This is a genomic window from Comamonas granuli NBRC 101663, from assembly GCF_000739995.1.
GTDB lineage: Bacteria > Pseudomonadota > Gammaproteobacteria > Burkholderiales > Burkholderiaceae_C > Simplicispira > Simplicispira granuli.
In genome coordinates this window covers 370,282-397,247 of the sequence record NZ_BBJX01000005.1, presented here as the reverse complement: position 1 = coordinate 397,247, position 26,966 = coordinate 370,282, and the positions used below count along the sequence as shown (strand labels likewise).

Below are 26,966 nucleotides of genomic sequence, written 5' to 3'. Positions count from 1 at the left end.
TAATGTCAACAAAATGATCCCGCAAGATCAATATCTTGCGAGATCATTTGAATCCACTCTGTGAAATAGCAGAGGGGGCCGCAGGCACACGGAGCGACGCCACGCAGTCAGCCCTGGGCCGCCACGCGGTCGGCCTTGCTCTGCAGCTTGTTCAGCGCATGCAGATAGGCCTTGGCAGAGGCGACAATGATGTCCGGGTCCGCTCCGACGCCATTGACCACCCGGCCGCTGTTTTGCAGTCGCACGGTCACCTCGCCCTGGCTTTCCGTCGAGCCGCTGATGGCGTTGACCGAGTACAGCACCATCTCGGCGCCGCTTTGCACATGCGATTCGATGGCCTTGAGCGAGGCATCCACGGGGCCGTTGCCATCGGCCTCGGCCACGACTTCCTTGCCGCTGTCCGTGAACACGATGCGCGCATGCGGGCGCTCGCCCGTCTCGCTGTGCTGGGCCAGCGAGACGAAGCCGTACTGGTCGGCATCGCTGCTCACCGTGTCCTCGCTCACCAGGGCCAGGATGTCTTCGTCGAAGATCTCGCTCTTGCGGTCTGCCAGTTCCTTGAAGCGCGCAAACGCCGCATTGATCTCGGTCTCGCTGTCGAGCTGCACGCCCAGCTCCTGCAGGCGCTGCTTGAAGGCATTGCGGCCGCTGAGCTTGCCCAGCACGATCTTGTTGGCCGTCCAGCCCACGTCCTCGGCGCGCATGATCTCGTAGGTGTCGCGCGCCTTGAGCACGCCGTCCTGGTGGATGCCGCTGGCGTGGGCGAAGGCATTGGCCCCCACCACGGCCTTGTTCGGCTGCACGACGAAGCCCGTGGTCTGGCTCACCATGCGGCTGGCCGCCACGATGTGCTGGGTGTCGATGCCCACGTCCAGGCCGAAGTAGTCCCGGCGCGTCTTGACGGCCATGACCACCTCTTCAAGCGAGCAATTGCCCGCACGCTCGCCCAGGCCGTTGATGGTGCACTCCACCTGGCGCGCGCCGCCGATCTTCACGCCCGCGAGCGAGTTGGCCACGGCCATGCCCAGGTCGTTGTGGCAATGCACGGACCAGATGGCCTTGTCGCTGTTGGGAATGCGCTCGCGCAAGGTCTTGATGAAGTTGCCGTACAGCTCGGGCACGGCGTAGCCCACGGTGTCGGGCACGTTGATGGTGGTGGCACCCTCGTCGATCACCGCCTCGATCACGCGGCAGAGGAAATCCACCTCGCTGCGGTAGCCGTCCTCGGGGCTGAATTCGATATCACCCACCAGATTGCGTGCGAAGCGCACCGACTGCTTGGCCTGTTCCAGCACCTGCTCGGGCGTCATGCGCAGCTTTTTCTCCATGTGCAGCGGGCTGGTGGCAATGAAGGTGTGGATGCGCGCGCGGTTGGCGCCCTTGAGCGCCTCGGCGGCGCGCGCGATGTCGCGGTCGTTGGCGCGCGAGAGCGAGCAAATGGTCGAGTCCTTGATCGAATTGGCGATCAGCTGCACGGCCTCGAAGTCGCCGTTGGAGCTGGCGGCGAAACCGGCCTCGATCACATCGACCTTCAGGCGCTCGAGCTGGCGGGCGATGCGCAGCTTTTCGTCGCGCGTCATCGAGGCGCCGGGCGACTGCTCGCCATCGCGCAAGGTGGTGTCGAAAATGATCAATTTGTCAGCCATGGGGTTTCTCCTGGTTCGGATGGTGGGGTGGATACCCGCAGCAACCGCTGTTCTCTGGCGCCTTCAACGAAAAAGGCCCGCTGCGATTGCATACGGGCCTTGCTGGAAAAAGTGCGCGCGCGCCTTACCGTCTCCGCCCGGGGGGGGATAGCAGTAGGGACAGAGCCAGCGATTCCATGGCTTTCAATGTAGCACAAAAATAGTGCGCCGCAGCATGCGCTGCGGATTTTGTGTCATTTGTGCAGGCCGCGCTCATCGGGCTCGTCGGTGGAGGTGCTGATCACGCTCGTGGGCTGTCCGCGCGACTTGCGCACCGCATACACCACATAGCCGCTCAGGCCATACAGCACGAACACACCAAACAGCACCGTGGGCGCATGGATGTTGATGATGGCAATGCCCAGGGCAATGAGCACGATGACGACAAAGGGCACGCTTTTCTTCAGTTGCACGTCCTTGAAGCTGTAAAACGGCACATTGGTCACCATGGTCAGGCCCGCGTACAGGGTGAAGCCGAACATGGTCCAGGTCACCTGGGTCCAGGTCATGATCCAGTGGTCCTGCCCGCGCTGCACGCCCAGTTCGGTCATGAGCCAGATGAAACCGGCCACCAGTGCCGCGGCCGCCGGCGACGGCAAGCCCTGGAAGTAGCGCTTGTCCACCACCCCGGTGTTGACGTTGAAGCGCGCCAGCCGCAGGGCAGCACAGGCGCAATAGACGAAAGCGGCAATCCAGCCCAGGCGCCCCAGACCTTTGAGCGCCCAGACATAGGCGATGAGCGCGGGCGCCGCACCGAAGGACACCATGTCGGAGAGCGAGTCCATTTGCTCGCCAAAGGCGCTCTGGGTATTGGTCATGCGCGCCACGCGGCCATCGAGGCTGTCGAGCACCATGGCACAGAACACGCCAATGGCCGCCAGGTCGAAGCGCCCGTTCACCGCCATGACGATGGCATAGAAGCCGCCGAACAGCGCCGCCAGCGTGAACAGGTTGGGCAGGACGTAAATGCCCTTGCGCCGCTTGCGCACGACCACGCCGCTCTCTACGGGAGACTCTTCCTCATCACGCATCAAATCAATCTCCAAGGCCCGTCCTGCAAGCGCCGCCAGCTATCACAACCATAGCAGCATTGCATCCGGGAATACGCGCAGTGTAGCCGCGTCCAGAAATGGTAAAAGCCACCGAAGTGGCTTTTGCCCGTTGCGCAGAAAATCAGTTGCGCGTCTGGTCCACCAGCTTGTTCTTGGCGATCCAGGGCATCATGGCGCGCAGCTGGGCACCCACCACTTCGATGCTGTGGTCGGCCGTGTTGCGGCGGCGGGCCGTCATCGAGGGGTAGTTCAGGCGGCCTTCCTGGATGAACATCTTGGCGTAGTCACCGTTCTGGATGCGCTTCAAGGCATTGCGCATGGCGGCGCGCGACTGCTCGTTGATGACCTCGGGGCCGGTCACGTACTCGCCGAACTCGGCGTTGTTCGAGATCGAGTAGTTCATGTTGGCGATGCCGCCTTCGTAGATCAGGTCCACGATGAGCTTGAGCTCGTGCAGGCACTCGAAGTAGGCCATCTCGGGGGCGTAGCCGGCTTCGACCAGGGTTTCGTAACCCATCTTGATCAGCTCGACGGCGCCGCCGCACAGCACGGCCTGCTCACCGAACAGGTCGGTCTCGGTCTCTTCCTTGAAGTTGGTCTCGATGATGCCGGCCTTGCCACCACCGTTGGCCATGGCGTAGCTCAGGGCCAGGTCACGGGCCTTGCCGCTCTTGTCCTGGTGCACGGCCACCAGGTGGGGCACGCCGCCGCCCTGGGTGTAGGTGTTGCGCACGGTGTGGCCGGGGGCCTTGGGGGCCACCATCCACACGTCCAGATCGGCGCGGGGCACGACCTGGTTGTAGTGCACGTTGAAGCCGTGGGCGAAGGCCAGCGAAGCGCCTTGCTTGATGTTCGGCTCGACGTTGTTCTTGTACACCTCGGCGATCTGCTCGTCGGGCAGCAGGATCATGACCACGTCGGCGGCCTTCACGGCGTCGTTGACTTCCATGACCGTGAGGCCGGCCTTGCCGACCTTGTCCCACGAAGCGCCACCCTTGCGCAGGCCGACCACGACCTTGACGCCGCTGTCGTTCAGGTTTTGCGCGTGGGCGTGGCCTTGCGAGCCGTAGCCGATGATGGCCACGGTCTTGCCCTTGATCAGGCTCAGATCACAGTCTTTGTCGTAGAAAACTTTCATGGTCGCTCCGGTTGAAATTCGTATGGGTTGAAACTGGGAAACAGGGGATTGTCTTACACGCGCAGGATGCGCTCGCCACGGCCGATGCCGCTGGCGCCCGTGCGCACGGTCTCCAGGATGGCCGTGCGGTCGATGGCCTGCAGGAAGGCTTCGTTCTTGGACTGGTCACCCGTGAGCTCGATGGTGTAGCTCTTCTCGGTCACGTCGATGATGCGGCCACGGAAGATGTCGGCCATGCGCTTCATCTCCTCGCGTTCCTTGCCCACGGCGCGCACCTTCACCATCATGAGCTCGCGCTCGGTGTAGGCGCCCTCGGTCAGGTCCACCACCTTGACGACCTCGATCAGGCGGTTGAGGTGCTTGGTGATCTGCTCGATCACGTCGTCCGAACCCGTGGTCTGGATGGTCATGCGCGAGAGCGAGCCATCCTCGGTGGGTGCGACGGTGAGCGATTCGATGTTGTAGCCACGGGCCGAAAACAGGCCCACAACGCGGGAGAGAGCGCCAGGCTCGTTTTCCAGCAGGACGGCGATGATGTGTCTCATGGTGCAGATTCCTCTTTTTGCGACGGCAGCACGGCCAAGAAGGTGACCGCTACAGACTGCCGTTTTCCGCTGCCCTCCCCCGACGCCGGTAAGCGCCAGGCTCGGCAGGCAATAGATTCGTCGAAAACTATTAATTCAATAGCATGCAGCGCTTGATGCACGCGCGCTGCAGGCCAATAGGGCTTAAAGATCCTCGGACCCGAGCAGCATTTCCGTGATGCCCTTGCCGGCCTGCACCATCGGGAACACGTTCTCGGTGGGGTCGGTGCGGAAGTCCAGGAACACGGTACGGTCCTTGAGCTTGCGCGCCTCGCGCAGCGCGGGCTCCACGTCCTTGGGGTGCTCGATCAGCAGGCCCACGTGGCCATAGGCCTCGGCCAGCTTGACGAAGTTGGGCAGCGCGTCCATGTAGCTGTGGCTGTAGCGGCCCGAGTACTCGATCTCCTGCCACTGGCGCACCATGCCGAGGTAGCGGTTGTTCAGCGAGAGGATCTTGATCGGCGTGTTGTACTGCAGGCAGGTGGACAGCTCCTGGATGTTCATCTGCACCGAGCCCTCGCCCGTGATGCAGTAGACCTCCGCGTTCGGCTTGGCCAGCTTGATGCCCATGGCGTAGGGAATGCCCACGCCCATGGTGCCCAGGCCGCCCGAGTTGATCCAGCGGCGCGGCTCGTCGAACTTGTAGAACTGCGCAGCCCACATCTGGTGCTGGCCCACGTCCGAGGTGATGTAGGCCTCGCTGTCCTTGGTCATGTTCCAGAGCGTCTCGACCACGTACTGCGGCTTGATGACTTCCTTGTTGCCGCGGTCGTACTTCAGGCAGTCGCGGCTGCGCCAGCTATCGATGGTGCTCCACCACGCGGACAGGGCGGCCTCGTCCGGGCGACTGCCCGCTTCGCGGACCATGGAGATGAGCTCGGTGAGCACATCCTTGACGTCGCCCACGATGGGGATATCGACCTTGACGCGCTTGGAGATGCTCGACGGGTCGATGTCGATGTGGATGATCTTGCGCTCGTTCTGCGCGAAGTGCTTGGGGTTGCCGATCACACGGTCGTCAAAGCGCGCCCCCACGGCCAGCAGCACATCGCAGTTCTGCATGGCGTTGTTCGCCTCGACCGTGCCGTGCATGCCCAGCATGCCCAGGAACTTGCGGTCCGTGGCCGGATAGGCGCCCAGGCCCATGAGCGTGTTGGTGACCGGGTAGCCCAGCAGGTCCACCAGCTGGCGCAGCTCCTGCACCGCATTGCCCAGCAGCACGCCGCCACCGGTGTAGATATAGGGCCGCTTGGCCGCCAGCAGCAGTTGCAGCGCCTTGCGGATCTGCCCGCCATGGCCCTTGCGCACCGGGTTGTAGGAGCGCATCTCCACGCTCTGCGGATAGCCCTCGAAGGGGATCTTCTTGAAGGAGACGTCCTTGGGGATGTCCACCACCACCGGGCCGGGGCGGCCGGTGCGTGCGATGTGGAAGGCCTTTTTCAGCGTCATTGCCAGGTCGCGCGCGTCCTTGACCAGGAAGTTGTGCTTGACGATGGGGCGCGTGATGCCCACGGTGTCGCATTCCTGGAAGGCATCCAGACCGATGGCCGCCGTGGGCACCTGGCCGGTGATGATGACCATGGGAATGCTGTCCATGTAGGCCGTGGCAATGCCCGTGATGGCATTCGTCACGCCCGGACCCGAGGTCACCAGGGCTACGCCCACCTCGCCCGTGGCGCGGGCATAGCCGTCGGCAGCGTGCACCGCCGCCTGTTCATGGCGCACCAGCACGTGCTGGATGGATTCCTGCTTGTACAGGGCGTCGTAGATGTAGAGGACCGCGCCGCCGGGGTAGCCCCAGATGTACTTGACACCTTCGGCCTGCAGGGACTTGACGAGGATTTCGGAGCCCATGAGCTCGGGGGCGGAGGCGCCCGCGTGGGCAGCAGATGCCGAAGCGATGTCGGCCTTGGAGATTTCCATGATGAACCTTTGCGAATTTCTCTAACGAAAAACCTTGGGTGCCCCTTGCCGCAGCTCTCGTGAAGCCCGCTCGGAACTTGAGGCCAAGGACATGGGCGCGAAGATCGCCGCGCCGGACCGTGACCCGTTTGCCTTTAGTTGCAGAACGATCATTATCGCACTGCAACAAGGCGATTGCACAGGCACTGGGGAAAAAAGCCATGCAATGCGATAATGGGGCGCTGCTGCCACCGCCGCGGCGCCTGCCTGGGGCGCCCCACTCCTGCACCCGTCCTGTCCGTCCTTGGCCACTGAAAAAGAACTTTCGGATTTCCTCAAGAGCGTGGAAAAACGCGCGTTCAAACGTGCGCTCTACCATGTGCGCAATGAGGAGTCGGCGCTGGACATCGTGCAGGACAGCATGATGCGCCTGGCCGAGCACTACGGGGACAAGCCGCCGGCGGAGCTGCCCATGCTGTTCCAGCGCATCCTCTCGAACTGCACGCTGGACTGGTTCCGGCGGCAGAAGACCCACAATGCCCTTTTCTCGCACATGGCGGATTTCGAGGGCGCCGGGGACGAGGGCGAAGGCTTTGACCTGCTCGAAGCCTGGACTGGGCCGGAAGACGGCGAACAGGCGCAGAGCACCCAGGATCTGGTGGAGCGCGGGCAGGTGCTGCGCGACATCGAAGCCGAAATCCAGGAGCTGCCTCCGCGTCAACGCGAGGCATTTCTCATGCGTTATTGGGAAGAAATGGACGTGGCGGAAACGGCGGCGGCGATGGGCTGCTCGGAAGGCAGTGTAAAAACACACTGTTTCCGTGCCGTGCAGGCCCTGAGCAAGGCGCTGAAGGCCAGAGGTATCAGACTATGAATCACATTCCAACGCCATCGAGTACGCCGGACATGGACCGGTTTGCGCGCCGACTCGCCGCGCACCTGAGCACGGGCACCGAGGAACTGCCCTACGACATCAGCGAACGCCTGCGCGCCGCGCGTGTGCAGGCGCTCGCCCGGCGCAAAAAACCCGTGACCGTGCTGCACACCTCCCCCGCCGTGCTCACGGGCGGGCACAGCGCGGCGCTGGGCGGCGGCCCCCAGGGCCTGTCGTGGTGGCAATCGCTGCTGTCGGCGCTGCCCGTGGTGGCGCTGCTGGCGGGCCTGGTCATCATCCAGCAGCAGATGGACGAGGCCGGCATCCACGAAGTGGCCCAGGTGGATGCAGCGCTGCTTGCCGACGACCTGCCGCCCGCGGCATACTCCGACCCCGGCTTTGTCCAGTACCTGAAGACGTCCGGCAACCTTTCCGGCCAGTGAGTCTGCCCTGCGCTTGATGCCCCTCCACGACCACGCGTCCCCGTCAGTCCCCAGCCGCAGTCCCACGCCAGCCATCGTGCTGGCATTGGCCTTGCTGGGCGCACTGGTGGCTGGCGCCTGGCAGGCCATCCGGCAATTGAACGAGGTGCCGGGCACGGTATTCACCACCCCGGACAACGCCTACCGGCCCGCAGCCCCCTCCGTACCTTCCAACGGCCGGCCCAGCGCGCTCGACGCCGGCGGCCCGGGCTGGGAGACCCTCAACACCCCGCAAAAACTGGCCCTCTACCCCCTGGCCGAGCGCTGGGCGCTCATGAGCGAGGTGCAAAAGCGCCGCTGGCTCGCCCTGGCGCAGAATTTCCACAAGCTTCCCGAAGAAGAACAGGCGCGCCTGCATGAGCGCATGACCGCCTGGGCCAGCCTCAGTGCGCAGCAGCGCAACCAGGCGCGCATCAATTTCGCCGCCGCCCAGCGCCTGCGCCCCGAGGACAAGCGCTCCCAGTGGAACGCCTACCAGGCGCTCAGCGACGAGGAAAAGAAGCGCCTGGCAGCCACCGCCGCCAAGCCGCACGGCGCGGCCACCTCCATCCAGCCGGCGCCGCCCAAGAAGCTCACGCGCGTGCCCGCTGCCACCCAGGCGCCGGGCAATCTGGCCAACCCGCCCAAGGTGCCGCCGGCGAGCGGGACCACGGCGCGCATTGCCGCCCCCGGCGGCGCGCCCCAGGACAAGCCCGCCGCCCCTGCCGCGCCCGCAGCGCCACCGGCGGCGGCGGCCTCCTCCGAGAGCAGCGGCGCGCCCGCCGCCTCCGAAGCGGCGTCCACCCCCGCTCCCGCACCCGCCGGGCCCACCGAGAACATCTACATCAATTGAGGCGGCAGAGCGCCCCGCCGCCCTGCCCACCGGACCATGCATTCTGGCCCCCGCCCCCCCTCCTCCACCGAGCCCGCTGGCGCCGCCGCGCTGCAGGCGCCCGGCCTGGGCCGGCGCATGGCCTGCTGGCTCTATGAGGGCATGCTGATGTTCGGCGTGGTCTTCATCGCTGGCTACCTGTTCGGCACCCTGAGCCAGACGCGCCACGCCCTGGACAACCGCCACCCGCTGCAGGCCTTTCTGTTCGTGGTCTTTGGCATTTACTTCGTCTGGTTCTGGTCCCGGGGACAGACGCTGGCCATGAAGACCTGGCATATCCGCCTGGTGGACCGCCAGGGCGCGCCCGTGAGTCAGGCGCGGGCCCTGCTGCGCTACCTGCTCAGCTGGGTGTGGTTCCTGCCGCCGCTGCTGGCCGTGGCCCCGTTCGGCCTGCCCGCGGGCGAGATCGCCGTGCTCGTGACCGGCTGGATCTGCGTCTGGGCCCTGGCCAGCCGCCTGCACCCCACGCGCCAGTTCTGGCACGATGCGCTGGCGGGAACGCGGCTGGTCCACTTTGATGCCGGGGCGCGCTGAGCGCCACCGCCCTGCCATGCAGCCTCCCGCACCCGGCGCGCCGGTGAACCCGCAAAAGTCCCGCACGGGCCTGCACCGCCTGTGGCATGCCACGCGCTATTCGCTCGACGGCCTGCGCGCCGCCTGGCATGAGCCCGCTTTCCGCCAGGAGGCACTCGCCGCCCTGGTGCTGCTGCCGCTGGCGCTGTGGCTGGGCCGCAGCTGGGTGGAGGTGGCGCTGCTCGCGGGCAGCGTGCTGCTGCTCATGATCGTCGAGCTGCTCAACACCGGAATCGAGGCCGCCATCGACCGCATCGGCCCCGAATGGCACCCGCTGTCCAAGCGCGCCAAGGACATGGGCAGCGCCGCCGTGCTGCTGTCTCTGCTGCTGTGCGCGGGCGTGTGGGCAGCGGCGCTGTACCAGAGGTTGTTCCATGGCTGAACCCGCTTTTTCCCTGTGTGTGTACTGCGGCTCGCGCCCCGGCGAGGACCCGCGCTTCACCGACGCCGCCCGCGCCGTGGGCGAATGGATAGGCCGGCAGGGCGGCCAGCTCGTCTATGGCGGCGGCAGCAGCGGCCTGATGGGCGTGGTGGCGCGCGCCACGGCGGCCGCGGGCGGGCGCGTGGTGGGCGTGATTCCGCAGGCGCTGGTGGACCGCGAGTTCGCCAACCGCGATTGCGACGAGCTGCACATCGTCACGAGCATGCACGAGCGCAAGGCCTTGATGGCCGAACGCAGCAGCGCCTTCCTGGCCCTGCCCGGGGGCATAGGCACCTTCGAGGAGCTGTTCGAGGTCTGGACCTGGCGGCAGTTGGGCTACCACGACAAGCCCATCGGCCTGCTCAACGTCGCCGGCTATTACGACGCCCTGCTCGGCTTCCTGCAGGGCAGCGTGGCGCAAGGGTTCATGGGCCCCTGGCAGATGGACCTGCTCGACATCGGCACGCAGGTGCCCGAACTGCTGGCGCGCCTGGTGCAGGCAGCGCAGGGCGCGCGCACCGGCGCGGCGCTGCGCACGGTGATCTGAACCCCGCGCCTGGACCCCCGGGGCGGCTCAGATGGCGGAATCGTCCAGGTCGCCGGTGCGGATGCGCACCACGCGCTCGACGGGCGTGACGAAGATCTTGCCGTCACCGATCTTGCCGGTGCGCGCCACGCCGACGATGGCATCGACGCAGCGGTCCAGGTCTTCGGTCTTGACGACCACCTCGACCTTGACCTTGGGCAGGAAATCGACCACGTATTCCGCGCCGCGGTAGAGCTCGGTATGCCCTTTCTGGCGGCCAAAGCCCTTGACTTCGGTCACCGTCAGGCCGGTGACGCCGCACTCGGCCAGGGCCTCGCGCACCTCCTCGAGCTTGAAGGGCTTGATGATGGCGGTGATCATTTTCATGCGGGTACTTCCTTGTGTGCTGCAAATCCGGGGCCGGGCCGCGTTCAGGCGCGGAAACGCTGGGTGATGGGGTAGCGCCAGTCCTTGCCAAAGCTGCGCCGCGTCACGCGAACGCCGATCGGCGCCTGGCGGCGCTTGTATTCGTTGATCTTGATGAGGCGCGTGACCTTCTCGACGTCGGCACGCGCGAAACCGGCGGCAATGATGCTCTCGATGGGTTCGTCGTTTTCCATGTAGCGCGCGACGATGGCGTCCAGCACCTCGTAGGGCGGCAGGCTGTCCTGGTCGGTCTGGTCGGGGCGCAGCTCGGCGCTGGGCGGGCGCGTGATGATGCGCTCGGGAATGGGGTTGGCGCCCGTGCCGTAGGGGTCGTTGGCGTTGCGCCAGCGCGCCAGCGCGAACACGGTGGTCTTGGCCACGTCCTTGATGGGCGCAAAGCCCCCGGCCATGTCGCCGTAGAGCGTGCAATAGCCGGTGGCCAGCTCGCTCTTGTTGCCCGTGGTGAGCACCACGGCGCCGAACTTGTTGGACAGCGCCATGAGCAGCGTGCCGCGGATGCGCGCCTGCAGGTTCTCCTCGGTCGTATCCTCGGTGCGGCCCGCGAAATGCGGCGCCAGCGCGGCCTTGAAGGCCTCGAACTGCGGCGCAATCGCAATCTCGTCGTACTGCACGCCCAGGCGCTCGGCCATGTCACGCGCGTCGATCCAGCTGATGTCGGCCGTGTAGGGCGAGGGCATCATCACCGTGCGCACCTTGTCCGCGCCCAGGGCATCGACGGCGATGGCCAGCACCAGCGCCGAGTCGATGCCGCCCGACAGGCCCAGCAGCACGCCGGGGAAACCGTTCTTGCCCACATAGTCGCGCACGCCCAGCACCAGCGCGTCCCACAGGTCGGCTTCCGGGCTGCGCTCGGGCGCCACATCAGCTATTACTTTAATAGCTGCTGGCGCTTTCTCCACCTGCGTAAACACCAGTTTTTCTTCAAAACCTGGGGCGCGGCCCGCGACCTGGCCCGCGGCATCGAGAGCGAACGAGCGGCCCTCGAACACCACCTCGTCCTGCCCGCCCACCAGGTGGGCGTAGACCAGCGGCAGGCCGGTCTCGCGCACGCGCTCGCGCATGGTCTGCTCGCGCTCGGCGCTCTTGCCCATGTGGAAGGGCGAGGCATTGATCACCGCCAGCAGCTCGGCGCCGGCCTGGGCGCTGTCGCGCGCGGGCGCCGCGTGCCAGGCGTCCTCGCAGATCAGCAGGCCCACGCGCACGCCCTGCACCTCGAACACGCAGGGCGCCTGGCCCGGCAGGAAGTAGCGGCGCTCGTCGAACACCTGGTAGTTGGGCAGCTCGCGCTTGACGTAGCAGTGCTCGATGCGGCCATTGCGCAGCACGCTGGCGGCATTCAGGCAGGGCGCAAAGGCGCCAGCGCCGGGCGCGGCGCGCTGCGCGTGGCCCAGCACGATCACGAGGTCTTTCAGTGGCGCGGTCGCACGGGCCACGGCTTTGACGGCATCATCGCAGGCGGACAGGAAGGCCGGACGCAGGAACAAGTCCTCCGCCGCATAGCCGCACAGGGCCAGTTCGGGCGTGAGCAGCAGGTGCGCGCCGGCGGCATGGGCCTGGCGGGCCGCCTCGACGATCTTCTGCACGTTGCCGGGAAGGTCACCCACCACGAAATTGAGCTGTGCAGTGCAAATGGAAAGCGTCATGGAATGCGAACAGGCCGCCGGGGCCGCTGGATCAAGCGCCGGGCCGCAGCGCCCGGGCGGCGGCAGCCGCCATGGGGTCGGGGGTGGCCATGGCTGAAAACGGCATTATCGCGCGCGTGTCGCCTTCCCTGCAGGAGGTGGACGCCAATGCCTGGAACGCCCTGCTGGCGCGCCAGGCGCACCCCACCCCGTTCATGCGGCACGAATACCTCCACACCCTGGAAGCCAGCGGCAGCGCCACGCCGCACACGGGCTGGACGCCGCGCCACCTCACCCTGTGGCAGGACGGACAGCTCGCCGCCGCCTGCCCGCTGTACCTCAAGAACCACTCCTACGGCGAATACGTGTTCGACTGGTCCTGGGCCCGCGCCCATGCCGAGCATGGCCTGGCCTACTACCCCAAGGCCCTGGTGGCCGTGCCCTTCACCCCCGTGCCGGGCACGCGGTTGCTGGCGCAGGACGGCGCCGCGCGCGCCGCGCTGGTGCAGGCGCTGCGCGGCTGGTGCGCGCAGGCCGGCGTCTCCTCGCTGCACTTGCTGTTCGTCACCGCCGAAGATCGCGCCGCCTGCGCCGCCGCCGGCCTGATGCAGCGCGAGGGCGTGCAGTTCCACTGGACGAACCAGGCGCCCGTGCCCGGCGGCGGCACGCGCCGCTACCGCGATTTCGAGGACTTTCTCGCCCACCTGAACCAGGACAAGCGCAAGAAGATCCGCCAGGAGCGGCGCCGCGTGGCCCAGGCCGGGGTGCGCTTTCGCTGGCTGCGCGGCGCCGACATCGGCCCGCAGGACTGGGCGTTCTTCTACCGCTGCTACGAGCGCACCTACCACGAGCACGGCAACCCGCCCTACCTCACGCGCGGCTTCTTCGAGCACATGGCCGCGCACATGCCCGAGGCCTGGGTGCTGTTCATCGCGGAACGCGTGGGCCAGCCCATTGCTAGCAGTCTGATAGCTGTTGGCGCAGAACCTGCGGGCGCTGGGGGCGAAAAAGACCTTGAATCCGTGGCCTACGGGCGCTACTGGGGCGCCCTGGAGCGCGTGGACTGCCTGCACTTCGAGGCCTGCTACTACCAGCCGCTGCAGTGGTGCATCGCGCAGGGCGTGCGGCGCTTCGAGGGCGGCGCCCAGGGCGAACACAAGATGGCCCGCGCCCTGCTGCCCGTGGCGACCCAGAGCATGCACTGGCTGGCGCACCCCGCCTTTGCCGCCGCCGTGGACGACTTTTTGCAGCGCGAGGCCCAGGGCGTGGGCGACTACCTGGCGCATCTGCAGGCGCACAGCCCCCTGCGCGCGCCCTGACGGGCGCTCACCTATGCCCCTGGCAGCGGAACGGTCACAGCGGCGGCGATTGGCAGCGCGCATAAACATGCATACGATGTGCATGTTTATATTTTTCCCCACCCCGCCATGCCATCGCAACCACGAATCCCCCGCCCTGCCCCGGCACGCCGCGCAGCGCACCGCCTGCCGCACGGAGGCCGGCCATGACGCGCGCCCCGCAGGCCGCGCCGCTGGCACGCACGCTGGAGCAGAGCTACCAGCACGGCTTCGTCACTGACATCGAGTCCGACGCCCTGCCCCCGGGGCTGGACGAGGACACCATCCGCGCGATCTCGCGCAAAAAGCGCGAGCCCGACTTCCTGCTGCGCTGGCGCCTGGCCGCCTTCGAGCGCTGGCGCAGCATGGAACTGCCCGACTGGGCGCACCTGAAGATCGCGCCCATCGACTTCCAGGCGCTGTCGTACTACTCGGCCCCCAAGTCGCTCAAGAACGCGCCCAAGAGCCTGGACGAGGTGGACCCCAAGCTGCTGGAGACCTACGAAAAGCTCGGCGTGCCGCTGCACGAGCGCGCGCGCCTGGCGGGCGTGGCGGTGGATGCGGTGTTCGACTCGGTCTCGGTGGGCACGACCTTCCGCCAGCAACTGGCCGAGGTGGGGGTGATCTTCTGCTCCTTCTCGCACGCCGTGCAAAACCACCCGGAGCTGGTGGAGAAGTACCTGGGCAGCGTGGTGCCGGTGGGCGACAACTTCTACGCCGCGCTCAATTCCGCCGTGTTCTCCGACGGCTCGTTCGTCTACATCCCGAAGGGCGTGAAATGCCCCATGGAGCTGTCGTCCTACTTCCGCATCAACGCGCAGAACACCGGGCAGTTCGAGCGCACGCTGATCATCGCCGAGGAAGGCAGCTCGGTGAGCTACCTGGAGGGCTGCACGGCGCCGCAGCGCGACGAGAACCAGTTGCACGCCGCCGTGGTCGAGCTGATCGCGCACGACGACGCCTTCATCAAGTACTCCACGGTGCAGAACTGGTACCCCGGTGACGAAAACGGCCTGGGCGGCATCTACAACTTCGTGACCAAGCGCGGGCTGGCGGCGGGCAGGCGCTCGCGCATCGCCTGGACGCAGATCGAGACCGGCTCGGCCATCACCTGGAAGTACCCCAGCGTGGTGCTGCGCGGCGAAGGCTCGAACGGCGAGTTCCACTCGATTGCCGTGTCCAACCATTTCCAGCAGGCGGACACCGGCACCAAGATGATCCACCTGGGCAAGAACACCACGAGCCGCATCGTCTCCAAGGGCATCAGCGCGGGCCACGCGCACAACAGCTACCGCGGCCTGGTGCGCGTGAACGGCGGCGCCGAGGGCGCGCGCAACCACACGCAGTGCGACTCGCTGCTCATCGGCCCGGACTGCGGCGCACACACCTTCCCCTACATCGACACCGCGCGCAGCGACGCCGTGGTCGAGCACGAGGCCACGACCACGCGCATCTCGGAGGAGCGCCTGTTCTATTGCCAGCAGCGCGGCATCGACCCGCAGGAGGCCACGGCGCTGATCGTCGGCGGCTTTTGCCAGGCGGTGCTGGAGGAGCTCCCCATGGAGTTCGCGCTGGAGGCCAAGGCCCTGCTCGCCGTCTCGCTCGAAGGCGCCGTGGGCTGAAGGCCAGGCCATTCAATGAAAAAGCGCTGAAAACCATACCCAACAAGCGCAAGCAGCTATCAAAACAGAAGCAAAGGACACCCCATGACAACCCCCAACCCCCTGCTGCAAGTGCGCGACCTGCGCGTGGCCGTGGGCGAGCGCACCGTGCTGCACTCGGTCTCCTTCGACGTGCAGCCGGGCAGCCTGGTCGTGCTGATGGGCGCCAACGGCAGCGGCAAGAGCACGCTGGGCATGGCCCTGGCCGGCCACCCGCGCTACCACGCCACGGCCGGGCAGGCGCTGCTCGCGGGCCAGGACCTGCTGCCCCTGCCCGCGCACGAGCGCGCGCACGCCGGGCTGTTCGTCTCCTTCCAGGCGCCGCCCGACGTGCCCGGCGTGAAGAACAACCTGTTCATCCGCACCGCGCTCAACGCCCAGCACGAGGCGCGCGGCCAGCAGCCGCTCGACGCGTTTGACTTCCTCGCCAGCGCCAAGCAGGCCGCCAAGGAGCTGGGCCTGCCCGAGACCCTGCTGGGCCGCCCGGTGAACGAGGGCTTCTCCGGCGGCGAGAGAAAGCGCAACGAACTGCTGCAGCTCGCCCTGCTGCAGCCGCGCCTGGCGCTGCTCGACGAGATCGACTCCGGCCTGGACGTGGACGGCGTACGCGCCGTCGTCGCCCTGGTGCAGCGCCTGCGCAGCGCGGGCACCGCCTTCATCGTCGTCTCGCACTACCTGCAGATGATCGAGCAGTTGCAGCCCGACACCGTGCTGCGCCTGGACCAGGGCTGCATCGCCGAGAGCGGCGGCCTGGAGCTGGCGCGCAGCATCGCGCGCACCGGCTTTGCACGCCCGCCGCTCCAGACCCTGGGCGTGGAGGCCTGAGCCATGGACAGCGCACAAGCCGAACGCCTGGCCGCCCGCAGCCATTTGCAAAGCCGCGGCTGGATCCCCCGGCGCAGCGAAGCCTTCCACCACCTGCCGCCGCCCGCGCTGGAGCACTGGCTGGGCGAGCCCGGCGACAGCGCCTGCGCCGCCCCGCCCCTGGAGGGCGCGGGCTGGACGCTGCACCCTCTGGGCAGCCACGGCGCCAGCGGCGTGGACGCGCGCTGGCTCGACGCCCTGGACCCCACCCAGCGCAAAGCCCTGTGGGCCGGCCTGCCCGCGCCCGGCGAGGGCGCGGCCGCGCCCTTTGCCTGGGCGCACCGCGCGCTGTGCCGCCAGGGCCTGCGCCTGCGCATCGCCGCCACGCCCGGCAAGGAGGGCGAGACCGTCTGGCTGGAGCTGCGCCACCAGCCGCGCGCCCAGGCCGAGGCGCCGCTGCTGGTGCTGGACGTGGAGCCGGGCGTGCGCTGCGTGCTCATCGAAACGCACGAGCGCAGCGATGGCGCCTGCGGCCACCCCGTGGCGCAAAACCTGCATGTGCACCTGCGCCTGGCCGCAGGCGCCCACCTGCAGCACCTGCGCCTGGCGCTGCCCGGCGCGCAGGACCAGACGGCGCACCACCTGCACGCCACGCTGGCGGCGGGCGCGCACTACGCCCAGGCCCTGGTGGCCGCGGGCGGCGGTTACCACCTGCAGCGCCACGACGTGCACCTGCTGGGCGCGGGCGCGCAGGCGCAGCACGCCGCACTGCTGCTGACCGATGGCCAGCGCCTGGACCACCAGGTGTACACACAGATCCAGGCCCCGGGCTGCCACAGCGGCGTGGAGACCCTGGCCCTGGCGCAGGGCCCAGCCCACGCCGTGGCCAATGCGCACACGCGCATCGCCCCCGGCGCCGACGAGGCCCAGGTGCGCCAGCGCCTCACCGGCATCCCCCTGGCCGGGCAGCCGCGCCTGGTGCTGCGCCCGCACCTGGAAATCCTGCACGACCAGGTGCAGGCCGCGCACGGCGCCACCTGGGGGGCGCTGCCCGAGGAGGCGCTGTTCTACGCGCGCCAGCGCGGCCTGGATGAAGCCAGCGCACGCGCCCTCATCGTCGAAGGCATGGCGCGCGCGCTGCTCGAGCGCTGCCTGGAACCTGCGGGCAGCAGCGGCCTGCTGGCCCAGTGGCTGGAAGGCGGCTGGCTGGCGCGCACGCTGGCACGCTGCCTGCCCGCCCCAGCCGCAGGGCACCTGCCGGCGCCGCAAGCCTGAGACGCCCGTATGCGTTTAAGCATCAAATCGGGCTCCAAGCCTTACCAGACAAGCGCAAGCAGCTACCAGAAAATGAGCGAAACACCTCTTCTCCCCGCCACGCTGCGCAGCCAGTTCCCGGTGCTGCAGCAGGCCATCCACGGCCAGCCCCTCGCCTACCTGGACAACGCTGCCACCACGCACATGCCGCTGCGCGTGCTGCAGGCCATGCAGGACTTCGAAACCCGCGACCGCGCCAACATCCACCGCGGCGTGCACACCCTGAGCCAGCGCGCCACCGACGCCTTTGAGGGGGCGCGCGCCACGCTGCGGCGCTTCATCGGCGCCACCGCAGAGCACGCACTGGTATTCACCTCGGGCACCACCGAGGCGCTCAACCTCGTGGCCCAGGGCCTGTGGGCGGGCGGGCCGGGCCGCGCCTGGCTGCGCGCGGGCGACGAGATCATCGTCAGCGGCCTGGAGCACCACGCCAACCTCATTCCCTGGCAGCAGGCGGCGCGCATGACCGGGGCGCAACTGCGCATCCTGCTGCCCGATGCGCAGGGGCGGGTGCATGCGCAGACGCTCGCGGGCCTGCTGACGCCGCGCACGCGCGTGTTCGCCCTCACGGCCGGCGCCAACGCCACGGGCGAGCGCCCGCCCTACGAGGACCTGCTCCGCCTGGCCGCCCAGGCGGGCGCACTCACCGTGCTCGACGCCGCCCAGGCCGTGGGCCACGGCGCGCCGCAGCTGGCGCAGTTGGACTGCGACTTCCTGGCCTTCTCGGGCCACAAGATGTACGGCCCCATGGGCACGGGCGTGCTGGCCGGCCGGCGCAGCGCGCTCGAGCGCCTGTACCCCCTGCGCCTGGGCGGCGACATGGTGGACTGGGTGGGCTGGCAGGACGCCGGCTTCGCCCCCCTGCCCGCGCGCCTGGAAGGCGGCACGCCCCATGTGGCGGGCGCCGTGGGCCTGGCCGCGGCGGCGCAGTTCATCACCGAGGTGGGCGCAGCCGCCATCGCCCGCCATGTGCAGGCGCTGCGCGCCCAGGCCCTGCACGGCCTGCAGGGCCTGCCCGGGGTGCGCGTGCTCGCGCCGCACGCCACGCAGGCGGCGCTGGTGTCCTTCGTCGTGGACGGCGCGCACCCGCACGACATCGGCACCCTGCTGGACGAACGCGGCATCGCCGTGCGCACCGGCCACCACTGCGCCCAGCCCCTGCTGGACCACCTGAACCTGGGGCCGACCACGCGCGCCTCGTTCGCGCTCTACAACACGGCCGACGAGGTCCAGCGGCTCGTCGCCGCCGTCGCCCATGCCATGGAAGTCCTGCAATGACCAGCGCCGAAAACGATCTCTACCAGCAAGTCGTGCTGGAACACAAGCGCGCGCCGCGCAACTTCGGCCACCTGGCCGCGCCCACGCACCAGGCCCAGGGCACCAACCCGTCCTGCGGCGACCGCGTCGCCGTGGAGCTGCAGTTGCAGGGCGGGCAGATCGAGGACATCCGCTTCACCGGCCAGGGCTGCGCCATCTGCATGGCCTCGACCTCGCTGATGACCGAGGCCGTCAAGGGCCGCGACCTGGCGGCGGCGCAGGCGCTGCAGCAGCATTTCCGCGCCGTGCTCACGGGCGAGGAGGAGCCCGAGAACGCCCCCCTGGGCAAGCTCGTGAGCCTGGCGGGCGTGCGCCAGTACCCCAGCCGCATCAAATGCGCGCTGCTGGGCTGGCACGCGCTCATGCACGCCATCGCCGAGCAGCCGGCCGACGCCACCACCGAGGAGGTCCAGCCATGATGAACCGCCGCCACCGCGAGGACGTGCTGGTGCGCCGCACCGTCACCGTCGAGACCGTGCCCAGCGGCCAGCCCATCGAGCTGGAGGCGGGCCAGCTCGCGCAGATCACCCAGGCGCTGGGGTCGTCCTTCACGCTGGTGGTGGACGGCCAGCTCGTGCGCCTGAAGGGGCAGGACGCCGACGCCATCGGCAAGACACCGCCCGAGGCCATTGCCGTGCCCGAGGACTTGCACCTCGACGACCTGGAGCCGCTGATCTGGGAGACGCTGCGCACCTGCTACGACCCGGAGATCCCGGTGAACATCGCCGACCTGGGCCTGATCTACCGCCTGGACTTCGAGCCCCTGGCCGAGACCGACAAGGTGCGCGTGCTCATCGACATGACGCTCACCGCGCCCGGCTGCGGCATGGGCGAGGCCATTGCCAACGAAGTCTGCGACAAGGTGCTGGCCCTGCCGCGCGTGGGCGAGATCACGGTGAACATGGTGTTCAACCCGCCCTGGGACCGCTCCATGATGAGCGAGGCCGCGCAACTGGCGCTGGGGCTGTAGGGGCCGCGCGCGCGGTGCGTGCGCGCAGGCACCAAAAAGGGCAGGTGGTACCTGCCCTTTTTGGTGGTCGCGCGCTGCGCCGCTTCAGCCGCAGCAGGCGCCGCCGGAGCAGCAGGAGTCCTCGGCTTCGGCCTTGGATTCGAGCTTGCTGATGAGCACGCGCCACAGATCGGGGCCCGACTGCAGGTAGGCCCACTGGAACTGGCCCGCCGCGCGCGACTCGAGCTGGTAGCGCAGCGGCACGGGGTCGTGGTCATTGACGATCTGCAGGGCCTCGCCGGCGTGCAGGGCGTCGAAGCGGCCAAAAATCTGGGCGTGGCGCTCGCGCGGCTCGATGGTGCGCACGTCGATTTCGGTCACGGCGGAAGTGCTCATGGGTCAACCTTTCTGAATGAAGAAGCAGGGAGAAAAATGACGGGGCCGCCTGCGGCGCCCGCGATGGGAGAAAACGCGGCGGCCCGGTTCAGCCGTCCTTGCCGTCCAGGCGCGTGCGCATGAGCCAGGGCGTATAGATGACCAGGTAGATCGCAAAGGCCAGGGCCCACAGGCCGCCCGCGGCGTCGAGCGCGTAGGCGTACCACTGCGGCGCCAGCGCCGGCACGAGCACGCGCAGCACGGCGGCCAGCAGCACCAGGGCGTAGGCCACGACCTCGCCGCGCGAGGCCTGCAGCGGCCGCCCGGTGTGGCCGCGCGCGGTGCGCGTGAGCATGCCGATGATCAGCCCGCCGATGACGCCCACGGCAAACGCGTGCACCGCCAGCGAGTACGCCACCCAGCCGAGCTGCGCCGCCGCCAGCAGCGCAAAGCCGATGGGCATCCAGGCATAGGAGGCGTGCAGCACCCACAGGATGGGGCGCCCCAGCGTGACCTGCGGGCGCCACATCCACAGGCGCACGGCGTGCAGCACGGCGGCCAGCAGGCTCAGGGCGGCCAGGGCCGCGCCCGCCGGCGCCAGCACCCACAGCGCCAGCGCCAGCGCGGTGACGGCGAGCAGCGCGAGCTCGAACTTGCGCGGCATGTTGATCACCAGGCCGGGCGTGACGTTCTTGGTGAACATGGGCACCACGCGCCCGGCCATCACGCTCACCACCATGATGATGAGCGAGAGCTCGGCGTAGAGCGCGTCCACCGCCGGCACCGGGATGGCGCCCATGGCGGACAGGTGGAAGACCAGATTGGCCGCGGCCATGAGCAGCAGCAACGAGATCAGCGGAATGTTGCGCTTGTTGCCCGCCTGCACGAGCACGCGCAGCAGAATCAGCGCCACGGCCGGCAGCAGGGCGACGTCGAGCGCGGCGTACACCGGGTACGGCGCCACGAAGGCCGCCACCCGCGCGGCCAGCCAGACCAGCACCAGCGTGCCCAGCAGCGGGCCGCGCGGCGTGGGCAGGCCCGTCCAGGCCTTCACGGCGGTGAGCAGAAAGCCGACGATGACCCCGGCGGCAAAGCCGAACAGCATTTCGTGGGCATGCCACAGCAGGGGCGCGACCTCCAGCCTGAGCTGCCAATACCCCAGGAAGGCGCCCACCCACAAGGGCACCGACACGCAGGCCAGCAGCGCAGTGACCAGGTAGAACGGCCGGAACCCCAGCCGCAGCACGGGCCAGCCCTGCAGGGCCGCAGGGGCTTGGGCTTTGTCGGAGATGGTCATGAGCGGAGGCAGTGGCTGGGTCATGGCTGCTTGCCATGCACTCCTGCATGGCCCGAAAGAATAATGTTCATTTTACATGAATCTTATCTGCGCGCCAGCCCCTGACCACCCTGGGCCAGGCGGAAGACGGCCACGGCCTGCACCAGCTCGTGCGCCTGGCTGTGCAGGCTGCTGGCCGCCGCCGCCATCTGCTCGACCAGCGCGGCGTTTTGCTGCGTGGCCTGGTCCATCTGCGTGATGGCCTCGCCCACCTGCCCCACGCCCGTGCTCTGCTCGCTGCTGGCGGCGCTGATCTCGCCCATGATGTCCGTCACGCGGCGTATGGCCTGGACCACCTCGTCCATGGTGCTGCCGGCCTTTTCCACCAGGGCGTTGCCCTGCTCCACGCGCTCGGCGCTGGCGGTGATCAGGCCCTTGATCTCCTTGGCCGCCTCGGCGCTGCGCTGCGCGAGGCTGCGCACCTCGCTGGCCACGACGGCAAAGCCGCGCCCCTGCTCGCCCGCGCGCGCCGCTTCCACGGCCGCATTGAGCGCCAGGATGTTGGTCTGGAAGGCGATACCGTCGATCACGCCGATGATGTCGGCAATCCTGCCGCTGGCGGCGCTGATGCCCTTCATGGTCTCGACCACCTGGCCCATCACCTCCCCGCCCTGCCCGGCCACGGCCGAGGCCTGGACCGCGAGCTGGTTGGCCTGGCGTGCGTTGTCGGCGTTCTGGCGCACGGTGGAGCCCAGCTGCTCCATGGAAGCGGCCGTTTCCTCCGGGGCGCTGGCCTGCTGCTCGGTGCGCGCCGACAGGTCGTGGTTGCCCTGCGCGATTTCGGCGCTGGCCGTGGCCACGTGCTCCGAGCCGTCGCGCACGCGCAGCACCACGCTGGCGAGCTGGTCGCGCATGGACGCGATGCCGTGCAGCACGCTGTCCTCGATGGCGCGGGCGGGAATGTCCACCATCAGGTCGCCCTGGGCGATCTGGTGCGTGATGCGGTTGAGCTGGGCCGGCTCGCCGCCGAGCTGGTGCAGGATGCTGCGCGCGATCAGCCATGCCGCGGCCACCAGCAGCAGCGCCAGCACCGCAGCCAGGGCCGCAGCCTGTGCCAGGCGCTGGCGGAAGGTGGCCTGCACCGTATCGACGTACACGCCCGAGCCGATGATCCAGTCCCAGGGCGCAAAGCCCTTGACGTAGGAGGCCTTGTCCACCGGCACCTCGCTGCCCGGCTTGGGCCACAGGTAGTCCACGAAGCCGGCGCCGTCCTTCTGCACGACCTGGACGAACTCGACGTAGAGGAACTTGCCGTTCGGGTCCTTGCGCTGGCTCTGGTCCTGCCCCTCCATTTCCGGACGAATGGGATGCATGACCACCTTGGGCTGCATGTCATTGATCCAGAAATACTCGTCCCCGCTGTAGCGCAGGCCGCGCACCGCCTCCTTGGCACGCCGCTGGGCTTCCTCCTGGGGCATCTGGCCCTGGGCCGCCAGGGCATGGAAGTGCACCAGAATGCCGTGGGCCGCCTCGACCGCCTGGCGCACGCTGTCCTGGCGCTCGCGCAGCAGCATGCTGCGCTCGGAGTACATCAGGGTCAGCGCCAGCACACCCATGGCCGCCACCGCGCAAGCCACCATGACCACCAGCCGCCGCGCAACGCTGAGTCTGTAGAGCAGGTTCATGACTGTCTCCCGTGCCTGCGGCACACGCCGCACTCCGGCCCCCTGCCCAGGGGCTTGCGGCACCCGCAAACAATCCGTTACGGGCAACATACTCCTTTTTCACGGCCCTGGCGAGACCCGGGCCTGCGGCGGCACATTGGAGAGCCCAGCCCAATGGAGGGCGCGCAAACTGTGAAAAAATGTCACAGTGTTTCGCTCTACGGGCTCGGCAAGGGGCTCCGTGAACCCTGATGCCGCTGTTTGCCCGACGACCCACCGCCGCCGCCGTCCCCGACCTTCTGCCCCCTCCGGGCCTGCACCTGCTGGCCATGGAATTTCGCGCGCCCTGGGAATTCGGCGCCGTGCTGCCCGCCTGGCCCCTGCTGCAGAACGCGCCGCTGGGCGACGGGCATTCCATCATCGTGTTTCCCGGCCTCACGGCGGGCGACCCCACCACGCTGCCGCTGCGCCACTACCTGGAATCGCGCAACTACCAGACCTTCGGCTGGGGCCAGGGCCTGAACCTGGGCCCGCGCCCCGGCGTGCTGGAGACGGCCCGGCGCATGCTGGAGGAAACCTGCCAGCGCAGCGGCGCGCGCGTGAGTCTGGTGGGCTGGAGCCTGGGCGGCGTGTACGCACGCGAGCTGGCCAAGGAGATGCCCGACCGCGTGCGCTGCGTAATCACGCTGGGCACGCCGTTTGCCGGCCCGCACACCTCGACCAACGCCTGGCGCATCTACCAGTTCGCCAGCGGCCGCGACCCCGGCCGCGAGCACGAGCAGCACGACCTGCCCGTGGCGCCGCCGGTACCCACCACGAGCATCTACTCGCGCAGCGACGGCGTGGTGGCCTGGCGCGGCAGCATCCAGGCGCCCGCGCCGCACAACCCGCACACCGAGAACATCGAGGTCGTGGCCAGCCACTTCGGCCTGGGCCTGAACCCCAGCGCCTGGTGGGTGGTGGCCGACCGGCTGAGCCAGCCCGCGGGCATGGGAGGCACCTGGAAGCCCTTCCAGCGCCCGCGCATCCCGGGCGGCAGGCTGCTGTTCCCCGACCCGCAGCGCGGCTGACGCCCAAACGCAAAGAGCATGCTGGCCCGGGGCCGGCATGCTCTTTTTTTAATAGCTTCCAGCGCTTGCTGGATGGGCCCTGGAGGCCCAAAAGACTCAGGGTGCGGACTTGCGGAAATTTTCCACGCCGTCCATGATTTCCTGGCGGGCGGCGTCCACGCCGTCCCAGCCCAGCACCTTGACCCACTTGCCGTCTTCCAGGTCCTTGTAGTGCTCGAAGAAGTGGCTGATGGCCTTCAAGCGGGCGGGGTTCACGTCCTGCACGGACTTCCAGCCCTCGTACATCTTGAGCACCTTGGTCGAGGGTACGGCGAGCACCTTGCCGTCGATGCCGGCCTCGTCTTCCATCTTCAGGATGCCCAGCGGGCGGCAGGGCACGACCACGCCCGGCAGCAGCGGGTAGGGGGTGATCACCAACACGTCCACGGGGTCGCCGTCACCCGAGAGCGTCCGGGGCACGTAGCCGTAGTTGCAGGGGTAGTACATGGCCACGGTGAGGAAGCGGTCCACGAAGACCGCGCCGGACTCCTTGTCCACCTCGTACTTGATGGGGTCGGAGTCCATGGGGATCTCGATGACCACGTTGAAGGTGTCGGGAAGGTTCTTGCCGGGGGTGACGCTGTTGAGAGACATGGGTGGGCTGGAGTTGTTGAAAATTGTCCGACAACGGACTCGGGATAAACCCTCATTTTACGGCCCACCCCCTTTCTCGGGGCTTGCAGGCCATTTTTTCGGAGTAAATTGTCCCTGTTGGCCAATCGTCCCCCGGCACTGCCCAGGGGCACGAGGAAGCAACGCAGCGGGGACATTTCCGGTGCGTTGTGTCCCCAGAAGTGCGAATCAACACCCTGGAGACACAAGAATGGCTGGAAACACAGCGCTGACATCCCCCCTCTACCTGGCCCTGGCCTGCGGTCTGATCGCCGTGGTCTACGGCTTCTGGGCCCGCGGCTGGATTCTCTCGAAGGACGCGGGCAACGCCCGCATGCAGGAAATCGCCGCCGCCATCCAGGCGGGGGCTGCCGCCTACCTGGCGCGGCAGTACAAGACCATTGCCATCGTGGGCATGGTGCTGGCCGTGCTCATCGGCCTGTTCCTGGACGCCAAGACCGCCATCGGCTTCGTCATTGGCGCCGTGCTCTCGGGCGCCTGCGGCTTCATCGGCATGAACGTCTCGGTGCGCGCCAACGTGCGCACCGCGCAGGCCGCCACGCAAGGCATCGGCCCGGCGCTGGACGTGGCCTTCCGCGGCGGCGCCATCACCGGCATGCTGGTGGTGGGCCTGGGCCTCTTGGGCGTGACGGGCTTCTACTGGTTCCTCGTGGGCAGCAGCCCGGCGGCGGACAAGACGCTCGCCGGCCTGCTCAACCCGCTGATCGGCTTTGCCTTCGGCTCCTCGCTGATCTCCATCTTCGCGCGCCTGGGCGGCGGCATCTTCACCAAGGGAGCCGACGTGGGCGCCGACCTGGTGGGCAAGGTCGAGGCCGGCATCCCCGAGGATGACCCGCGCAACCCCGCCGTGATCGCCGACAACGTGGGCGACAACGTGGGCGACTGCGCCGGCATGGCCGCCGACCTGTTCGAGACCTACGCCGTGACCCTGATCGCCACCATGGTGCTGGGCGCCCTGCTGGTGGCCGCCGCGCCGGTGAACGCCGTGCTCTACCCGCTGGCGCTGGGCGCGGTGTCCATCGTCGCCTCCATCATCGGCTGCTTCTTCGTCAAGGCCTCGCCCGGCATGAAGAACGTGATGCCCGCGCTCTACAAGGGCCTGGCCATCGCCGGCGGGCTCTCGCTCGTGGCGTTCTACTTCGTCACCACCTGGATCATTCCCGACAACGCCCTGGGCGGCAGCGGCGCGCAGATGAAGCTGTTCGGCGCCTGCGCCACGGGCCTGGTGCTGACCGCCGCCCTGGTCTGGATCACCGAGTTCTATACCGGCACGCAGTATGCGCCCGTGCGCCACATCGCCCAGGCCTCCACCACCGGCCACGGCACCAACATCATCGCGGGCCTGGGCGTGTCCATGCGCTCCACGGCCTGGCCGGTGATCTTCGTCTGCATCGCCATCTGGGTCGCCTATGGCCTGGCGGGCCTGTACGGCGTGGCCGTGGCCGCCATGTCCATGCTCTCCATGGCCGGCATCGTGGTGGCGCTGGACGCCTACGGCCCCATCACCGACAACGCCGGCGGCATCGCCGAGATGAGCGAGCTGCCCAGCAGCGTGCGCGACATCACCGACCCGCTGGACGCCGTGGGCAACACGACCAAGGCCGTGACCAAGGGCTATGCGATCGGCTCGGCCGGCCTGGCCTCGCTGGTGCTGTTCGCCGACTACACGCACAAGCTGGAGACCTACGGCAAGACCATCAGCTTCGACCTGTCCGACCCCATGGTCATCATCGGCCTGTTCATCGGCGGCCTGATCCCCTACCTGTTCGGAGCCATGGCCATGGAGGCCGTGGGCCGCGCCGCCGGCAGCGTGGTGGTGGAGGTGCGCCGCCAGTTCCAGAGCATCAAGGGCATCATGGAAGGCACGGCCAAGCCGGAATACGGCAAGGCCGTGGACATGCTCACGGCCGCTGCCATCAAGGAAATGATCGTCCCCAGCCTGCTGCCCGTGGTCGTGCCGGTGGTCATCGGCCTGCTGCTGGGCCCCAAGGCGCTGGGCGGCCTGCTCATGGGCACCATCATCACCGGCCTGTTCGTGGCGATTTCCATGTGCACGGGCGGCGGCGCCTGGGACAACGCCAAGAAGTACATCGAGGACGGCAACCACGGCGGCAAGGGCTCCGAGGCGCACAAGGCCGCCGTGACCGGCGACACCGTGGGCGACCCTTACAAGGACACCGCCGGCCCGGCCGTCAACCCGCTGATCAAGATCATCAACATCGTGGCGCTGCTCATCGTGCCGCTGGTGGTGAAGTTCCACGGCGGCTGACGCCCCCGGGGGGCCTGGCGCCCCGCGGGCGCGATACCCAAGGGGGCCTGGCCCCCTTTTGCGTGGCGCCGTCTGATCTCG

The 26,966-nt window shown here is 68.3% G+C and carries 26 protein-coding genes; 15 read left to right on the top strand and 11 right to left on the bottom strand.

Going from position 1 to position 26,966, the window contains the following annotated elements:
* Positions 1-107: 107 nt before the first annotated feature.
* From CGR01S_RS07345 to CGR01S_RS07325, 5 genes are all read right to left on the bottom strand, one after another.
* The gene (locus CGR01S_RS07345) at positions 108-1,646 is read right to left on the bottom strand and encodes a 2-isopropylmalate synthase (RefSeq protein ID WP_042424447.1); all 1,539 of its coding nucleotides are present in this window, start codon (positions 1,644-1,646) and stop codon (positions 108-110) included.
* Positions 1,647-1,879: 233 nt separating this feature from the next.
* Positions 1,880-2,716 carry a CDP-diacylglycerol--serine O-phosphatidyltransferase gene (gene pssA / locus CGR01S_RS07340; protein WP_042424444.1) on the bottom strand — a complete coding sequence of 279 codons (837 nt, stop codon included), beginning with the start codon at positions 2,714-2,716 and terminating at the stop codon, positions 1,880-1,882.
* A 142-nt stretch (positions 2,717-2,858) separates the two neighbouring features.
* The gene (ilvC, locus tag CGR01S_RS07335; protein WP_042424441.1) at positions 2,859-3,875 is read right to left on the bottom strand and encodes a ketol-acid reductoisomerase; all 1,017 of its coding nucleotides are present in this window, start codon (positions 3,873-3,875) and stop codon (positions 2,859-2,861) included.
* 53 nt (positions 3,876-3,928) lie between these two features.
* Positions 3,929-4,420 carry an acetolactate synthase small subunit gene (gene ilvN, locus CGR01S_RS07330; RefSeq protein WP_042424439.1) on the bottom strand — a complete coding sequence of 164 codons (492 nt, stop codon included), beginning with the start codon at positions 4,418-4,420 and terminating at the stop codon, positions 3,929-3,931.
* 183 nt (positions 4,421-4,603) lie between these two features.
* Positions 4,604-6,382 (bottom strand): acetolactate synthase 3 catalytic subunit, encoded by a 1,779-nt coding sequence (locus CGR01S_RS07325; protein ID WP_042424437.1) that lies wholly within the window; start codon positions 6,380-6,382, stop codon positions 4,604-4,606.
* A gap of 283 nt (positions 6,383-6,665) precedes the next feature.
* On the opposite strand from CGR01S_RS07325, the gene CGR01S_RS07320 reads away from it, so the two are divergent.
* The 6 genes from CGR01S_RS07320 to CGR01S_RS07295 are packed head-to-tail and all read left to right on the top strand — an operon-like array spanning position 6,666 to position 10,129.
* Positions 6,666-7,235, top strand: a complete 570-nt coding sequence (locus CGR01S_RS07320; RefSeq protein WP_042424435.1) for an RNA polymerase sigma factor — start codon at positions 6,666-6,668, stop codon at positions 7,233-7,235.
* On the top strand, positions 7,232-7,678 hold the full coding sequence (locus tag CGR01S_RS07315) for a DUF3619 family protein (RefSeq protein WP_042424432.1): 447 nt from the start codon (positions 7,232-7,234) through the stop codon (positions 7,676-7,678). Before CGR01S_RS07320 ends, CGR01S_RS07315 begins: the two co-directional genes overlap by 4 nt.
* Positions 7,679-7,694: 16 nt before the next feature.
* Positions 7,695-8,549 carry a DUF3106 domain-containing protein gene (locus tag CGR01S_RS07310; protein WP_042424430.1) on the top strand — a complete coding sequence of 285 codons (855 nt, stop codon included), beginning with the start codon at positions 7,695-7,697 and terminating at the stop codon, positions 8,547-8,549.
* A 36-nt stretch (positions 8,550-8,585) separates the two neighbouring features.
* Positions 8,586-9,122 carry an RDD family protein gene (locus CGR01S_RS07305; protein WP_042424428.1) on the top strand — a complete coding sequence of 179 codons (537 nt, stop codon included), beginning with the start codon at positions 8,586-8,588 and terminating at the stop codon, positions 9,120-9,122.
* 16 nt (positions 9,123-9,138) lie between these two features.
* Positions 9,139-9,543, top strand: a complete 405-nt coding sequence (locus CGR01S_RS07300; RefSeq protein WP_042424683.1) for a diacylglycerol kinase — start codon at positions 9,139-9,141, stop codon at positions 9,541-9,543.
* Positions 9,536-10,129 (top strand): LOG family protein, encoded by a 594-nt coding sequence (locus tag CGR01S_RS07295; protein WP_042424426.1) that lies wholly within the window; start codon positions 9,536-9,538, stop codon positions 10,127-10,129. The genes CGR01S_RS07300 and CGR01S_RS07295 overlap by 8 nt, the downstream gene beginning before the upstream one ends.
* 27 nt (positions 10,130-10,156) lie before the next feature.
* Here the strand turns inward: CGR01S_RS07295 and CGR01S_RS07290 are convergent, their stop codons facing one another.
* Entirely contained in the window at positions 10,157-10,495 is a 339-nt protein-coding gene (locus CGR01S_RS07290) for a P-II family nitrogen regulator (protein WP_042424422.1), read from the bottom strand.
* Between the two features lie 44 nt (positions 10,496-10,539).
* A complete protein-coding gene (locus tag CGR01S_RS07285; protein ID WP_042424419.1) occupies positions 10,540-12,198 on the bottom strand; it encodes an NAD+ synthase in 1,659 nt (552 codons plus the stop codon).
* Positions 12,199-12,287: 89 nt separating this feature from the next.
* Here CGR01S_RS07285 and CGR01S_RS07280 point away from each other — a divergent pair, with 89 nt between their 5' ends.
* The 7 genes from CGR01S_RS07280 to sufT all read left to right on the top strand — a co-directional run bounded on the left by CGR01S_RS07280 (position 12,288) and on the right by sufT (position 19,580).
* Positions 12,288-13,496, top strand: coding sequence for a GNAT family N-acetyltransferase (locus CGR01S_RS07280; protein WP_042424415.1), 1,209 nt, complete (start codon positions 12,288-12,290; stop codon positions 13,494-13,496).
* Between the two features lie 185 nt (positions 13,497-13,681).
* On the top strand, positions 13,682-15,136 hold the full coding sequence (gene sufB, locus CGR01S_RS07275) for a Fe-S cluster assembly protein SufB (RefSeq protein WP_042424413.1): 1,455 nt from the start codon (positions 13,682-13,684) through the stop codon (positions 15,134-15,136).
* 84 nt (positions 15,137-15,220) lie between these two features.
* A complete protein-coding gene (gene sufC / locus CGR01S_RS07270; protein ID WP_042424410.1) occupies positions 15,221-16,000 on the top strand; it encodes a Fe-S cluster assembly ATPase SufC in 780 nt (259 codons plus the stop codon).
* A 3-nt stretch (positions 16,001-16,003) separates the two neighbouring features.
* Complete coding sequence (locus CGR01S_RS07265) at positions 16,004-17,254, top strand: SufD family Fe-S cluster assembly protein (RefSeq protein ID WP_042424407.1); 1,251 nt, start codon at positions 16,004-16,006, stop codon at positions 17,252-17,254.
* A 72-nt stretch (positions 17,255-17,326) separates the two neighbouring features.
* Complete coding sequence (locus CGR01S_RS07260; protein WP_042424404.1) at positions 17,327-18,571, top strand: aminotransferase class V-fold PLP-dependent enzyme; 1,245 nt, start codon at positions 17,327-17,329, stop codon at positions 18,569-18,571.
* Positions 18,568-19,029 carry a Fe-S cluster assembly sulfur transfer protein SufU gene (sufU, locus tag CGR01S_RS07255; protein WP_042424401.1) on the top strand — a complete coding sequence of 154 codons (462 nt, stop codon included), beginning with the start codon at positions 18,568-18,570 and terminating at the stop codon, positions 19,027-19,029. The genes CGR01S_RS07260 and sufU overlap by 4 nt, the downstream gene beginning before the upstream one ends.
* Positions 19,026-19,580 carry a putative Fe-S cluster assembly protein SufT gene (gene sufT / locus CGR01S_RS07250; protein ID WP_042424399.1) on the top strand — a complete coding sequence of 185 codons (555 nt, stop codon included), beginning with the start codon at positions 19,026-19,028 and terminating at the stop codon, positions 19,578-19,580. The genes sufU and sufT overlap by 4 nt, the downstream gene beginning before the upstream one ends.
* Positions 19,581-19,664: 84 nt before the next feature.
* On the opposite strand, the gene CGR01S_RS07245 is transcribed toward sufT, so the two are convergent.
* The 3 genes from CGR01S_RS07245 to CGR01S_RS07235 all read right to left on the bottom strand — a co-directional run bounded on the left by CGR01S_RS07245 (position 19,665) and on the right by CGR01S_RS07235 (position 22,895).
* Positions 19,665-19,955 (bottom strand): DUF2249 domain-containing protein, encoded by a 291-nt coding sequence (locus CGR01S_RS07245; RefSeq protein ID WP_042424397.1) that lies wholly within the window; start codon positions 19,953-19,955, stop codon positions 19,665-19,667.
* Between the two features lie 88 nt (positions 19,956-20,043).
* Positions 20,044-21,255, bottom strand: a complete 1,212-nt coding sequence (locus CGR01S_RS07240) for an NnrS family protein (protein WP_042424394.1) — start codon at positions 21,253-21,255, stop codon at positions 20,044-20,046.
* A 59-nt stretch (positions 21,256-21,314) separates the two neighbouring features.
* Positions 21,315-22,895, bottom strand: a complete 1,581-nt coding sequence (locus CGR01S_RS07235; RefSeq protein ID WP_042424391.1) for a methyl-accepting chemotaxis protein — start codon at positions 22,893-22,895, stop codon at positions 21,315-21,317.
* 230 nt (positions 22,896-23,125) lie between these two features.
* On the opposite strand from CGR01S_RS07235, the gene CGR01S_RS07230 reads away from it, so the two are divergent.
* Positions 23,126-23,944: an alpha/beta hydrolase family protein gene (locus CGR01S_RS07230; RefSeq protein WP_042424388.1), complete on the top strand. Its 819-nt coding sequence runs from the start codon at positions 23,126-23,128 to the stop codon at positions 23,942-23,944.
* Positions 23,945-24,040: 96 nt separating this feature from the next.
* Here the strand turns inward: CGR01S_RS07230 and ppa are convergent, their stop codons facing one another.
* The gene (gene ppa / locus CGR01S_RS07225; RefSeq protein WP_042424385.1) at positions 24,041-24,577 is read right to left on the bottom strand and encodes an inorganic diphosphatase; all 537 of its coding nucleotides are present in this window, start codon (positions 24,575-24,577) and stop codon (positions 24,041-24,043) included.
* A 229-nt stretch (positions 24,578-24,806) separates the two neighbouring features.
* Between ppa and CGR01S_RS07220 the strand changes: the two genes are divergently transcribed.
* On the top strand, positions 24,807-26,885 hold the full coding sequence (locus tag CGR01S_RS07220; RefSeq protein WP_042424383.1) for a sodium-translocating pyrophosphatase: 2,079 nt from the start codon (positions 24,807-24,809) through the stop codon (positions 26,883-26,885).
* Positions 26,886-26,966: the final 81 nt, after the last annotated feature.